The 13,026-nt window shown below is 51.9% G+C and carries 11 protein-coding genes; 4 read left to right on the top strand and 7 right to left on the bottom strand.

What is annotated here, in order from left to right:
- Positions 1-124 precede the first annotated feature (124 nt).
- Genes ATORI0001_RS02090 through sufC form a run of 6 tightly spaced genes read right to left on the bottom strand, consistent with a single transcriptional unit; the run spans position 125 to position 5,771 of the window.
- The gene (locus ATORI0001_RS02090) at positions 125-553 is read right to left on the bottom strand and encodes an RrF2 family transcriptional regulator (protein WP_003148520.1); all 429 of its coding nucleotides are present in this window, start codon (positions 551-553) and stop codon (positions 125-127) included.
- Positions 554-555: 2 nt separating this feature from the next.
- Positions 556-1,056, bottom strand: a complete 501-nt coding sequence (sufU, locus tag ATORI0001_RS02085) for a Fe-S cluster assembly sulfur transfer protein SufU (RefSeq protein ID WP_003148571.1) — start codon at positions 1,054-1,056, stop codon at positions 556-558.
- A 56-nt stretch (positions 1,057-1,112) separates the two neighbouring features.
- The gene (locus ATORI0001_RS02080; protein ID WP_003148385.1) at positions 1,113-2,402 is read right to left on the bottom strand and encodes an aminotransferase class V-fold PLP-dependent enzyme; all 1,290 of its coding nucleotides are present in this window, start codon (positions 2,400-2,402) and stop codon (positions 1,113-1,115) included.
- The gene (locus ATORI0001_RS02075) at positions 2,399-3,559 is read right to left on the bottom strand and encodes a SufB/SufD family protein (RefSeq protein WP_003148409.1); all 1,161 of its coding nucleotides are present in this window, start codon (positions 3,557-3,559) and stop codon (positions 2,399-2,401) included. Before ATORI0001_RS02075 ends, ATORI0001_RS02080 begins: the two co-directional genes overlap by 4 nt.
- The gene (gene sufB / locus ATORI0001_RS02070; RefSeq protein WP_003148214.1) at positions 3,559-4,977 is read right to left on the bottom strand and encodes a Fe-S cluster assembly protein SufB; all 1,419 of its coding nucleotides are present in this window, start codon (positions 4,975-4,977) and stop codon (positions 3,559-3,561) included. The genes ATORI0001_RS02075 and sufB overlap by 1 nt, the downstream gene beginning before the upstream one ends.
- Positions 4,974-5,771 (bottom strand): Fe-S cluster assembly ATPase SufC, encoded by a 798-nt coding sequence (sufC, locus tag ATORI0001_RS02065; RefSeq protein WP_003148673.1) that lies wholly within the window; start codon positions 5,769-5,771, stop codon positions 4,974-4,976. The genes sufB and sufC overlap by 4 nt, the downstream gene beginning before the upstream one ends.
- A gap of 238 nt (positions 5,772-6,009) precedes the next feature.
- On the opposite strand from sufC, the gene hisS reads away from it, so the two are divergent.
- Entirely contained in the window at positions 6,010-7,323 is a 1,314-nt protein-coding gene (gene hisS / locus ATORI0001_RS02060; RefSeq protein WP_003148834.1) for a histidine--tRNA ligase, read from the top strand.
- Between the two features lie 590 nt (positions 7,324-7,913).
- Here hisS and ATORI0001_RS02055 read toward each other — a convergent pair.
- Positions 7,914-9,416, bottom strand: a complete 1,503-nt coding sequence (locus ATORI0001_RS02055; protein ID WP_003148433.1) for a Na+/H+ antiporter NhaC family protein — start codon at positions 9,414-9,416, stop codon at positions 7,914-7,916.
- Positions 9,417-9,525: 109 nt separating this feature from the next.
- Here ATORI0001_RS02055 and ATORI0001_RS02050 point away from each other — a divergent pair, with 109 nt between their 5' ends.
- The 3 genes from ATORI0001_RS02050 (at position 9,526) to ATORI0001_RS02040 (ending at position 12,961) form a co-directional block, all read left to right on the top strand.
- Entirely contained in the window at positions 9,526-10,473 is a 948-nt protein-coding gene (locus ATORI0001_RS02050; RefSeq protein ID WP_003148525.1) for a LysR family transcriptional regulator, read from the top strand.
- Complete coding sequence (locus ATORI0001_RS02045) at positions 10,473-11,219, top strand: RluA family pseudouridine synthase (protein WP_003148813.1); 747 nt, start codon at positions 10,473-10,475, stop codon at positions 11,217-11,219. Before ATORI0001_RS02050 ends, ATORI0001_RS02045 begins: the two co-directional genes overlap by 1 nt.
- A 143-nt stretch (positions 11,220-11,362) precedes the next feature.
- Positions 11,363-12,961 carry a 4Fe-4S dicluster domain-containing protein gene (locus ATORI0001_RS02040; RefSeq protein WP_003148188.1) on the top strand — a complete coding sequence of 533 codons (1,599 nt, stop codon included), beginning with the start codon at positions 11,363-11,365 and terminating at the stop codon, positions 12,959-12,961.
- Positions 12,962-13,026: the final 65 nt, after the last annotated feature.

Here is a 13,026-nt window from a genome sequence, read left to right as displayed (position 1 = left end):
ATGTGAGCAGATTTTGAAAACAGTGAGAAGAACGCGCAGCATGAAGTTTCTGTAGTCGCCTGACTGCAGTTCTAAGAGACATGTAAAGAAAAGCGCAGGTGCCCCATCAGTACCGTAAGTTTTTTTAGTGCGCTTGTATATTCCCTTCATGCCACGCAATATCGGCGAGGGTTTTGCTATCCAAAAAGCTCGAGGTCATTTTGCCAAGATCGCGCCAGATATTGACGGTGGTGCAAGAACCCATCTGAGGACAGAGCGTCTCATTTGTGCAATTGAGACAAGATGCCGGAGCAAGATTTCCTTCGGTGGCACGTAAAATCTCGCCAAGCGTGTACTCCTCGGGCTTGCGTGTGAGCCGGTATCCACCGCCTTTTCCGCGCAGCGATTCAACATAGCCGGCCTTGTGCATAAGAGAAATGACCTGTTCAAGGTATTTGCGTGAGATATGTTGACGCTCGGAAACGTCGCCAAGTGAGATCCAACCGTCATGTACGGCTAAATCCGCCATAGCACGTAACGCATACATGCCCTTTGTGGAGAACATGTTTGCCATGGCTACTTACCGCCTTCAGAAGCAGCTTTTGCGCTGGTGGATAGGGGGGCAGCACTTGTGCCGTCGCCTTGCTGTTGCGCCTCAAGCATTTCTTCCAGCGTGCGCCACGCAAGCTCGGCGCATTTCACACGTGCGGGCATATGGGCAATGTCGTGAAGGAGGTTGGCATCTTCCAGCTTTTCCAGCACGGTATCGTCGGTCTCCTCGCCACGTATCATGCGTCCGAAGAGTTGACAGAGGTCAATGGCCTCTGCGGGTGTGCGACCAACCATAAGATCGCTCATGATGTCGGCACTTGCCTGCGAGATGGCGCATCCATGACCGGTGAATGCGGCCTCGGCAATAGTGCCGTCATCGGCAAGGCGAACAGAAAACGTTAACTCATCTCCGCAAGAGGGATTGACGCCTTCATGCGTATAGGTTGGATGCTCCATCTCATACTTATAGTCAGGATGCGAGACGTGATCCATAAATTCTGCGTTATAAAGGTCGTTACCAGCCATATAGTTTAGCTCTCCCTCAGCCAGCCCAGTTGCCATTACAGCTTAGTTGCCATCACCTAGTTGCCATTAAAGATAGTCCAGACGCGTGCAAGTCCGGAAACAAGTTGGTCAATGTCGGATGCGTCATTATAGAATGCCACACTTGCGCGACAGGTGCTGGATTGACCAAGCTCTGTGAGAAGCGGCTCGGCGCAGTGATGACCGGCACGGATACACACGTTGTCCATGTCAAGAATGGACGAAACGTCATGTGGATGGACACCGCGCACGTTAAAGGAGACGGCTCCGATGTGTCTTGCGCCGTTTTGCGGTCCAATGATATCAATGAATTCCAGCTCATTAAGGCGTTCGGTGAGATAACGGGCGAGAAGCGCTTCTCGCCTCTCAATGTTTGCCATACCCAATCCTTCAAGGTACGCAATGGCTTCTCCGGTAGCGCAAATACCTGCGCCGTCTTGAGTACCCGCTTCAAACTTCTCTGGGATGGGAGCCCAGACGGCACCGGTTTCCGTAACGGAATCGATCATCTCGCCGCCGGTAAGGAAAGGAGGCATCCGGTTAAGTATGTCGGCCTTTCCCCACAGTATGCCGATGCCCATGGGGCCACACATCTTGTGCGCCGAAAAGGCCAAAAGATCGCAATCAAGCGTACGAACATCAACGGGAAGATGAGGCGCTGACTGAGCGGCGTCGACTACCATATACGCACCCATAGCGTGCGCGCGTCTCGCAATGGCAGAGATATCGTTGGAAACTCCGAGGACATTGGATACCTGAGTAACCGAAACAATCTTTGCGCGCTCGGTGATTTTTGATTCGAGCTCTTCTTGCGTAATCTCAAAGGCATCATTCATACGCAGATAGACAAGGCGAGCACCGGTTTGAGCACAAATTTGCTGCCAGGGGATGATGTTGGAGTGATGTTCCATGATAGAAATAACAACGTCATCGCCGGGTTTGAGCACAAGACGCCCAAGGCTTGATGCCACGAGATTGAGCGATTCCGATGTATTGCGTGTAAAAATAATCTCGCGGTCACGTGGGGTGCCATCGGCATCTACCGCTCCAATAAAGCGCGCCAAAGCCTTACGAGCATCCTCAATAGCAGCGGTTGCATCAACGGAAAGACGGTAGAGCCCGCGCAGGGCGTTTGCGTTGATGGCCTCGTAAAAGTGTTTCTGCGCTTCAATGACGCTACTGGGGCGCTGAGAAGTTGCAGCGCTGTCCAAATACGCAATTTCAGGATTTTGCGCCAGAAGAGGAAAATCCTTTTTATAGGGGTTATCGGCAATCTCAGTCAGTTCTGAAGAGGTCAGTTCTGATGAGCTCAAACGGTCAGCTGTCATGCCTTGTCGCCTCCAAAGGTTGCCTCGGTGGCATCGTCAAAGTCATGAGCAACATCGGCCCCTAAGACCTTCTCGGCACGCTCAACCGCAACGGTGTGAGAGAGAGCCTCGGGTGCATGAATGATGGCGTCTTCAAAGAGGGCGCGCACAAAAAGGAGCTCTGCTTCGTGGCGAGAAAGACCGCGAGCCTGCAGATATTCAATCTGCTCAGGGGAGACAGAGCCGATGGTGGCACCGTGGTTACCGGCGACGTTATCCTCGTCACAGAGAATGACCGGCATGGTTTTATTGACAACGCCGTCGCCTAAAATCTGCACCGTTTCGGCCTCGTTGCCTTTGGCATCTTTTGAGCCGCGGATAAGGTCGATGGTGGCGCGCAAGGTTTTACGCGCAGAATCGTTCAGAATTCCCGATTCGGCAATTTCGGCGCGCGTTGCGCATCCGCGCATACGAGCAACGTGGTTGATGTCGAGAAGTTCCTCGTGGCAGGCGTGGTAGCGGTTGTTCAGATCAAGGCGAGCTCGGTTGCCCACAAGGTTAACCGCAAGTCCCATGCCGACGGCGCCTCCGCCAAGTGCGTATTGGCGCACGTCACAAACGGCATCTTCATGAGCTTCAATACCAACACTTTCAAGATGTTGCTGGTCATCGTCAATACCGAGCATTTCCACAAGATGTATGCGTGCGTGTTTCTCTGCAACGATACGCACGAGTGCGGCGCTTGTTGCCGGAGCGTCAGCTTCCGCATTGGCTTTTGCGCCGGTGTTATCGGCTGCAGTCTCGGTGTTCTTCTCGCCGGCGCGTGCGACAACGACAATGGTTGCTTCCGCACCCTCGCGTACCATAACGCCGGTATTGGTGCATTCGTTTTCGGCGGCTGAGACGGAGATGACAATCGGCTCTTTACGTGTGGTGTGAGCAGGAACCTCATGGTAGGTGGCCTCAAAGACTTGCGAGTCTATGTAGTTGGTAACTTCGGGCCCCATGCCACATTCAATACGCTCAAAGAGACGGGGGAGCGGAAGGTATACCGTTCCCGCATCAGGCGTTTTGGGGACGGTCAGTGCAAGAGAGTTGGCACGAAGACGGTTCCATGTTTGCGCAGGGGGAACGTTGGCAGATTTAATACGGATATGTTCGGCCGTGTGCACAGTCATTAGCCAATCGCCCCTTCCATCTCGAGTTTGATGAGATTATTCATCTCAACGGCATATTCCATAGGAAGTTCCTTTGAAACGGGATTTGCAAAGCCATTTACCACCATCGTGCGTGCTTCAGCCTCAGAGCAGCCACGACTCATGAGGTAGAGGATGGTGTCGTCAGAAATGCGACCGATGGTAGCCTCATGTCCAACCTGTGCGGTAGCGTTTCTCACGTCCATCTCGGGGATGGTGTCCGAACGGCTGATGTCGTCCAGCATGAGTGACTGACAAGAAACGGATACACGTGCGTTGGCAGCTTTGCGGCCAATGGTAACGGCGGAACGGAAGGTATTGACGCCACCGTCTTTGGAGATGGATTTCGTATCAACCGATGCCGTATTGTCGGCGCCGTTGATGATGACCTTGCAACCGGTATCCAAATCCTGGGTGGCACCGGCAAAGGTAATGCCGGTAAAGTCGCAGTTGGAGCGGTCGCCGTTGAGAATGGTAGACGGATAGAGATAAGAGACGTGGCTTCCAAAAGAACCGGAGACCCACTCCATGCGGGCATCGGAGCCAACGAGCGCACGCTTGGTGTTGAGGTTGTACATATTCTTGGACCAGTTTTCGATGGTCGAATAGCGAAGTCTTGCCCCGTCTTTAACAAAAAGCTCAACGGCTCCTGCATGAAGATTGGCGGCATAGTATTTCGGTGCGGAACAACCTTCAATAAAGTGCAGGTCAGCACCCTTCTCGACAATAATGAGTGTATGCTCAAATTGTCCGGCGCCCTGTGCATTCAGGCGAAAATAGCTTTGCAGCGGATAGTCAAGGCTCACGCCGGCGGGCACATAGACAAAGGATCCGCCCGACCAAACGGCATAGTGAAGTGCCGCAAATTTGTGGTCGGCGGGAGGAATGAGGGTACCGAAGTACTGCTTGACCACCGGCTCCCACTTGGGATCATGTAAGGCATCTTCAATGGTGGTGTAGATAACGCCCTGTTCGGCAACCTCTTTGCGCATGTTGTGATAGACGATCTCGGAATCGTACTGCGCCCCTACGCCGGCAAGGCTCTCCGCTTCCGCTTTGGGGATGCCCAAACGCTCAAAGGTGTCGCGAATGTCTTCGGGAACATCATCCCAGTTGTTTGACTGTTTGGTCTTTGGCGAGACGTACGTGGAAATATGATCCATATCAAGACCGGTAATGGACGGGCCCCAGTTGGATGCCATGTCGCGGGTGTGATAGGTTTCCAGCGCCGAAAGTCGGAACTGGAGCATCCATTCCGGCTCGTCTTTTTTTGCTGAAATGGTACGTACAATCTCTGGCGTAAGGCCGTCTGCGTAACGCTCGTAGCCCTCTTCGGACTTGGTGAAGTCATACAGGGAGCGGTTAATATCAGCGACCTGAGACCGCTTTTTCTCGCTCACTCGCTGACACCGCCTTTGGAAACTTCGCCATTCTCCTCTTTTGTAGCCACGTCTTTCTCAAACTGCTCAAACCCGCTGCGATTAATCTCGTCAATAAGGGAAGCCGGGCCATCAGCTACCAGATGACCTTTAACCATGACGTGTGTGCGATCCACATCAAGGCGCTCAAGAATGCGCGTATTGTGGGTAATGACCAACAGCGAGCCGTTACAGGACGTGCGGTAGGCCTCAATACCACGAGAAACGACCGCAAGTGCATCAATGTCCAAGCCGGAATCGGTTTCGTCAAGAATGGCAAGCTTTGGCTGCAGAAGCAGAAGTTGGAGCATCTCAATCTTTTTCTTCTCGCCACCTGAAAAGCCTACGTTCAGCTCACGCATCAAGAAGCTCTGATCAAGCTCAAGCCGGTTGGAAATTTCTCCGACGCGCTTACGGAAATTGCGCGCGGTTGTTTTGAGCTCCGGACGCATTTGCGTAATGGTACGTAAAAAAGAATAGAGAGGCACACCGGGAATCTCAACCGGTGACTGATAGGAAAGAAAAATACCGGCAAGCGAGCGCTTATCGGGAGAAAAGTCCGTGATGTCTTGGTTGTCAAACAGGATGGTACCTGAGGTGGTGCTATACGTTGGATCTCCCATAACAACGCGGCCAAGCGTTGATTTGCCTGCGCCGTTTGGCCCCATAAGCACATGGGTCTCACCAAGGCCGATTGTAAGGTTAATGTCATGCAGGATGGGCTTGTCCTCTGTACCTGCAGAAATACCGCTTATGCGGAGAAGTTCATCTGTCATATATCTCTCCCGTATCGTTATGCACAAAACCCTGGGTCGGTTAGTGCACATGTATGGCGATTGAGTCATACCCGAAGGTTGACTAATTCATACTAAATTATAGGAATTAAAAAACAAGTCTTCCGGCGTAATTTATCGAATCCTGTCGTAATTTATCGAAAAATGAAGCGATCTTTTATGCAACCATTTTTGTATGCGGGTATACTTTCACCATCTGTGAATTATGACAGGAGGACACATGGGGCAGCGAATTCAGGGTACCGAGGATTTGTATGGCGGCTATATGCGCTCGTGGGAGCGTATGCAAGATATAGCGCGTCATCTATTTGGTACGTATGGATTTGATCGCATCGAGACACCGGCCATAGAACAGGTGGATACCTTTGTCCATGGTATTGGTGAGTCTACCGATGTCGTGCGCAAAGAGATGTTCCGCGTGTTTTCCGGTGCGCTTATGGAAGATTTGCTGGCCTCGGGCAGTGAGGCGGGATTGAAGCCCCGCCAGCGCATGGCTATGCGTCCTGAGGGAACCGCCGGCGTCGTACGTGCGGCAGTTGAGCATAACTTTGTGCCGCAAGGAGCCGCTCCGGCCAAGATGTGGTATGCCGAAGCCATGTTTCGCGGGGAGCGCCCGCAAAAGGGGCGGCTTCGTCAGTTCCACCAAGTAGGTGTTGAGTGGCTTGGTGCGTCGGATCCCGCCGCTGATGCCGAGTCCATTATTATGCTCATGCAGTTTTTTAAAGAGCTGGGCTTTGATACATCTCGCCTGAAACTCATGATTAATTCCATGGGGGATGCTGAATGCCGTCCGGCATATCGCGAGAAGGTCAAGCAGTTCATTCTTGATCATGCGGACCGCATGTGTGACGACTGCATTGAGCGCGCCGAGATCAATCCGCTCCGCGCCTTTGACTGTAAAAACGAGAGCTGTCAAGCCGTCATGAAAGACGCGCCTCTCATTTCCGACAATCTCTGCGACGACTGTCGAGCGCATTATGAGCAGGTCAAAGCATATCTTGATGCAGCCGGTATTGCGTATGTTGAAGATCCAACGCTGGTGCGCGGTCTCGATTACTACACGCGCACCGTTTTTGAGGTTGAGGCGTTGGATGCGGGTATCGGTGCCATCGGTGGTGGCGGCCGATACGATGGTCTTATGGAGCTTGAAGGTGGAAAGCCTACGCCGGGCGTGGGCTTTGCCGTCGGCTTTGAGCGCATCATGTTGGCGTTGGCGGCGCAGGGCATTGAAACGGATATCGCAGCTCCTTGTTGCGTGTACGTTGCAACTACTTCTGCCGAAGAAGCGCGTGAGGCATTTTCTGTCGTACTCGCACTTCGTGGTGCCGGTATCCGCACGGAAGCCGATCGTACAGGCCGCTCTCTCAAAGCTCAGTTCAAGCAGGCGGATAAACTGGGGGCAAAGCTTTGTGTGGTGCTGGGGCCCGATGAGGTGGCTGCAGGAGTGGCGACTCTTCGAGATATGACAACTCACGAGCAGATACAGGTTCCTGCAGATCGACTTGTTGAAGAGGTACGTCAGCGCTTGGCGTAGCTTTGAGACTTCCGGCTCAAATGGCGAGAATTGCCTGGAGATTCGAGTGAAGTTGGTGTCGGAATATGAGTATCTGTACGACAGAGGCCCACACGACCAGCCTGATTCGTTAGAGAACCTCATCCCTTAAATGCTTAACTTTCAACCAAGGTCTTCTCGGCATCTTTCCAGTAGTGTGGATGTGGAGGCGCAATGATGTATGCCGATTCTGACGATATATTTAATGAGAAGCACGAGCAAATAACTTCGTGGAAAAAATGGCTCTTTAGTGGTGAATCAAATCACCACTAAACGCTCAAATCCCGGAAAAACCACCACTAAACATCGTTTTTCCGGAAAAAACCACCACTAAACGTGCAGATAGAGCGAAATTCGGAAATATTTTATTTAGTGGTGGTTTTAAAGACAGAGCGAAGTAAGGGAAGAGAAGCAAAGGCGAGAAGCAAGGCGCAGGTGAAGAGCGGCTTGCATTCCGAAGGATCGAAGAGCAAAGGCAAAGCCTGAAGCTTAAAATATACACAAACAGTAAAACGCTTGAAAAGTTCATAAGGAGCTATCTAGTATGGCTACACAGTAAAATCTTTGTAGCCTTATGCTGTTTGAACTTCCAAGCACTTCTCCACATTGACTCCTTGATGTGTCTGTGCCAGCGAAGAAGATGCTACATCATCAGCAGAAAGTCCAAGTAAGTGAGCGCGGCGGCAATTGATATTCTCGGGGCGATGGTGCAGCCAAATGGAAATCCCCAACGACCACAGAGGCAACAGATACAAAAATGATGCTGCCAGAAGGCTCATGGAGGGCGCACCAATAGCGGAAAGTACCGAGATGTTTGAGATGGACCAGGGAACCAAAGGAGCCAAGATAACGGCGCTATTCTCGATATCAAGGGCAAGTGCGCTTGAAGATTTTTCCGTATGCTCGCAAAGGTTGTTGGTCAACATGATGGCAAGTGTTTGATTACAGGAGACCATTGAAGTAAACATGCTGGTAATAAGGATGCTCAAGAAGGGTGTTGACTTATCGCTTAGGTCAGCGACCATCTCGCACATACGTCGAAGCAGGTGCGTGCTTTGGAAAAGACCTGCGTAACTTGAAGAAATAGCTACGATAAATACCACATTCAGCATCGAGAATACTCCGCCGCCATTGACCATGTTGGCGACGGTTGCTCCCGGGGCGCGTAGACCAAAAAGCAGGATCTGAGGGAGCTCTATGATGGGAACGTGCTGGACAAAGATACAGATGCCGCAGGCGAGCAGGAGGCTGGAGAGCATGGTAATAATGACATCGACCTTCAAAAGGGCAAGAACAACTACCAAAATGGCAGGCGCGAGCGCGACCCATGAAAGACGAAATGCGCGTGAAAGAATGGAAGTTACATCAGGTACGGTACCCGATCCGCCCATAAACGTGTCCCATGCAACATAGATGAGACAGGCAATGATGAAGGGAACCACGCTGGTTCGGAGCATGCGACCGATATTTTTTGACAGGTTGGTGTCGGTAAGCTGTGAGACCAACATGGCGCTTGTGGACATGGGAGAGCAGCGGTCGCCAAAGTAGCTGCCGGCAAGCACTGCTCCGCCAATGAGAAGCTCGTTTGCATTAATGGCGCGGCCTATTGACATGCAGATAATGCCCATAGTGGCGGCGGTTCCGAAAGCGGTGCCGATGAGCATGGACATCATGGAACACAAGAGAAATGTTGCCAGTACAAAGACCGAGGGTGAGAGCAGGTTGGATGAAATGCTGACAATCTCAGGAATGGTTCCGGAGGCTCGCCATGCGGCGCTCATGGCACCGACAATGGCAAAAAGAGCAATAACGGAACGGACTTCCCAAATGGATTTTGCGGCTGAGCGCAAGAGGGCTTTGGCGGAAATACTACGGGAAATACCGTAGCTAAAAAAGAGGGCAAAACCCATAAGTAAGGTATAGATAAGGGGAACAGACAGGACGGTGCCGATAATAAGGAGTACGGCGAAGGTACCGATAATCACAAATTCTGTCATGCAACCAACTTCCTGAAAAATCTGTCCTTTCACGGTATAGCGTACGTGCTCAAAAAAGATATGTCTAACTGTTTTCATTGGTCATTATTACAGGTAAAATTTGTGCTAATGTGAACTGGGAAAACGATGGAAAGGTTCCTGAAAACTTAAAAAATACGAGGTTGAGACAGTATTTGGTGGGGATGTCATGAACTTTCAAACTATGGACTATTTTGTAGCGGTAGCAGAGGAGCGAAGTTTTACGCGAGCGGCCGAACGTCTTAATGTGACGCAGCAGACTCTTTCGGCAAATATTGCCCACACCGAAAAAGAGTTGGGCACCAAGCTGCTTGATAGAAGTGTGCCCCTGACGCTGACGTATGCAGGGGAAGAATTTCTGAAATATGCTCGTCGGTTTCAAGCGACCAGGCGTGCGATGCGCCAAGAATTCAGAGATATTTCAGGTAATGAACGTGGTCGTCTGCGAGTGGGAGTAACGGCAACTCGCGGGCACATTATCATGCCGCGCTCAATAGCGGCTTTTCAAAAACAGCACCCTCTCATTTCGATTGAATTGCATGAAGGGGAGAATGACCAGCTGGTAGAATGGCTGTCGGGCGGTCAACTTGATCTGGTGGTGGCAACCATTACGGGTCCTGCCTACGATTTGGTGGTCCACGATCTTTTTCTCGAGAAGATTGTGCTTGTGGTGGCTTACGACCTTTTGCGTGAGCTCTATGGAAACGACGCCGATGCGGTAGTGGCCAAGGTTGAGAAGACCGCGAACCTTTCACCGTTTGCCGACCTTCCGTTTTTGACGGTAGGCAAGCGTGATGTTGCGGGCAATTTGGCTCGGCAGGCATTTGAAAGCGCAGGTATTAACCCGCACATCAAAGTCATGTCTCGAAATTCGGAGACCCTCATGGCACTGGCCGTGCGTGGTGTAGGTGCCTGCTTTTTGCCGTCTGAGCTGGTGGCTTCAACGTTTACAAAACCGCAGGATGCGGGCTTGTGTGTTATAGAACTTGGTAAAGATATGACCTATTCCGTAAGCGTTGCGTGGAGAAAAGCCGAGCACGTGTGGAGTGCCATCACATCTTTCGATGAGGTGCTCAAAGAGCAGCTTTCCGAAGTGACTTCTGAGGCGAGTGTCTAATGGATATCATCTATCAAGATAGCTATATTCTTGCGGTTAATAAGCCTGCAGGTATCATCATTCATAGCGACGGTACCTCGCACGCGGGCGAACGCGCCGACATGTGCGCCGCCGAAACGCTTACCGATCTCGCCCGCGTTTATCTTGAGAACAATGGTTGTGTACAGCAGGCGCAAGATGTGCAAGCGCTGCATCGTCTTGATAAGGACACCACGGGCATTGTGCTCTTCTCGCTTGATAAAGAAACCCAGCCACTGTTTGATGAGCTCATACGAAGCCGTAATGTACATAAGACCTATCTTGCGGTGGTGAAAGGGGAATTTCCGGAAGGAGAGCAAGACATTACGCTGCCGATCGGAAGAGATCGCCATGACGCAAGACGAATGCACGTGTCAAAGACGGGAAAGGCAGCTTTGACGCATGTTCGCCGCCTAGAGGTACAACGCCGAGGTCAAAGCACGCGATCACTCATGCTTGCCGAGCTGGGTACGGGAAGAAAGCATCAGATCCGCGTGCACTTCTCGGCCCTGGGTTTTCCGATTGTGGGAGACGGCTTGTATGGTCCGATTGCGAGAGACAGCATGTATGGGCGAGCCCCTTCCACAAGGACTGCCGCTTTCACGCAGGCGTCTCTTATGCTGCATGCCTATGAGCTTTCGTTTGTGCATCCGGTGACAGGCGAGTCTCTTGTGTTGAAAACGGAATGGCCGTCGCGTTTTACCGGATGGAGCGTGCAGAATCCGTAAAAGTCAGTCATACTGAAATATGTGTCAAAGTCGTTGTGCGCACACTGAGTTAGCTTCAACCGGTGACGTGCGTACGGTCAGGTAGACGATTTATCGGTCGTGTATGAGGGATACACTGCCGAAGACAAAGCGAGGGGGATTTCATGCCAGGTACCATGCGTGGTGTGTACACTAACCTTACGGAGATTCGCCGGAAGGTGTTTCGAGAGGTTTCTAAACTTGCGTACGAGAGTGGCGAGAAGCCCCTCGAAGAAGTAGCTCACAAGATGGAGCACCTTCCGTATACCATTGTTCCGGGAGAGATTGCAACCTACCGTGAAAGCGTATTTTTGGAGCGCGCGGTAGCAGGAGAGCGCGTGCGCATGACCATGGGCATGCCCATGCAGGGTGTCGACCATCCCGAGCAGCTTTCGGAGGGTATCGAGAAGGCAGCCATTCCCGAGGTGTACTATCAGCCTCCGCTGATTAACATCATCAAGTTTGCATGTAATGCCTGCGAAGACAATGTGTTTCGTGTGTCAAACGCCTGCCAGGGTTGTCTTGCGCACCCGTGTCGAGAAATCTGTCCAAAAGGCGCCATCAGTTTTGTCGACAAGAAAGCTTTTATCGATCAAGAGAAGTGCATCAAGTGTGGTATGTGCGAAAAGGTCTGCCCCTACCACGCCATACTGCATCATCTTCGCCCCTGTGCCGAGGCCTGTGGCATGCACGCCATTGGCTCTGATGAGCATGGTCGAGCCGATATTGATTACGAGAAGTGTGTTTCTTGTGGGCAATGCCTGGTTAACTGCCCCTTTGGTGCCATTGCCGATAAGAGCCAGATTTTCCAGGTAATTACCGCCATCAACCAAGGCAACGAGGTTATTGCAACGGTGGCTCCGTCGTTTGTGGGCCAGTTTGGCAAGGGCGGCGTCGGCAAGCTCCGTGAAGCGTTCAAGCAGCTTGGATTTGCAAGCCTTGAAGAGGTTGCAACCGGTGCCGATATGTGTACGGTGCAGGAAGCCGAAGACTTTTTGGACGAAGTTCCCGAAAAACTTCCGTTTATGGGAACAAGCTGTTGTCCGTCTTGGTCGGCTATGGCAAAGATGGAGTTTCCCGACAATGCGGATGCCATTTCAATGGCGCTGACTCCCATGGTTTTGTCGGCACGCCTGATTCGCAAGAACCATCCAAAAGCAAAGATTGTGTTCGTGGGTCCGTGTTCTGCTAAGAAGTTGGAGGCGATGCGTCGTTCCGTTAAGTCAGAGGTTGATTTTGTTCTGACATTTGAGGAACTTGCCGGCATGATGGAGGCAAAGGGCATTGCGTTTGAGTCGCTTGCTGACGACAAGAGTGATTTTGAAGCATCTTCACGTGACGGTCGCGGTTTTGCGGTTTCCGGCGGTGTTGCCACGGCAGTGGTGAATGCCATTCACGATAAGCATCCCGACCTGGAGGTTAAGGTCATGGCCGCAGAAGGTCTCGACAACTGTCGCGCGATGATGAAAGATGCCGTGAAGGGCAAGTATCCCGGTTATCTGCTGGAGGGTATGGCGTGTCCGGGAGGCTGCGTTGCCGGTGCGGGTACCCTTTCCGCTATCAATCGCGCGTCTGCCGCGGTCAAACGCTACGCAAAGACGGCCGCAAAAGACGTTGCGACCAAAAACGAGTACAATCCGCTCATTCCCGAGCTGGCCGGTTCCGTTTCTCCTGAGGTTGAGATTGCCGAGGTCAGGGAAGTTCAGAAGCCTAAAGGGCAATGAGGACCGGATAGGGAGAAAGCTCATGTATCCAAGAACGATGCTACAGTACGCAACGTGAGATGTAC

The sequence above is a fragment of the Lancefieldella rimae ATCC 49626 genome (assembly GCF_000174015.1).
In the GTDB taxonomy this organism is placed as follows: Bacteria; Actinomycetota; Coriobacteriia; order Coriobacteriales; family Atopobiaceae; genus Lancefieldella; species Lancefieldella rimae.
This window is presented reverse-complemented; position numbering and strand designations above follow the sequence as displayed.

Coding starts and splice junctions, on each gene's coding strand:
- ATORI0001_RS02045 (WP_003148813.1), top strand. CDS start 10,473: ATGGATATCATCTATCAAGATAGCTATATTCTTGCGGTTAATAAGCCT.
- ATORI0001_RS02040 (WP_003148188.1), top strand. CDS start 11,363: ATGCCAGGTACCATGCGTGGTGTGTACACTAACCTTACGGAGATTCGC.
- ATORI0001_RS02050 (WP_003148525.1), top strand. CDS start 9,526: ATGAACTTTCAAACTATGGACTATTTTGTAGCGGTAGCAGAGGAGCGA.
- sufC (WP_003148673.1), bottom strand. CDS start 5,771: ATGACAGATGAACTTCTCCGCATAAGCGGTATTTCTGCAGGTACAGAG.
- ATORI0001_RS02080 (WP_003148385.1), bottom strand. CDS start 2,402: ATGACAGCTGACCGTTTGAGCTCATCAGAACTGACCTCTTCAGAACTG.
- sufU (WP_003148571.1), bottom strand. CDS start 1,056: ATGGCTGGTAACGACCTTTATAACGCAGAATTTATGGATCACGTCTCG.
- ATORI0001_RS02055 (WP_003148433.1), bottom strand. CDS start 9,416: ATGAAAACAGTTAGACATATCTTTTTTGAGCACGTACGCTATACCGTG.
- ATORI0001_RS02075 (WP_003148409.1), bottom strand. CDS start 3,559: ATGACTGTGCACACGGCCGAACATATCCGTATTAAATCTGCCAACGTT.
- ATORI0001_RS02090 (WP_003148520.1), bottom strand. CDS start 553: ATGGCAAACATGTTCTCCACAAAGGGCATGTATGCGTTACGTGCTATG.
- hisS (WP_003148834.1), top strand. CDS start 6,010: ATGGGGCAGCGAATTCAGGGTACCGAGGATTTGTATGGCGGCTATATG.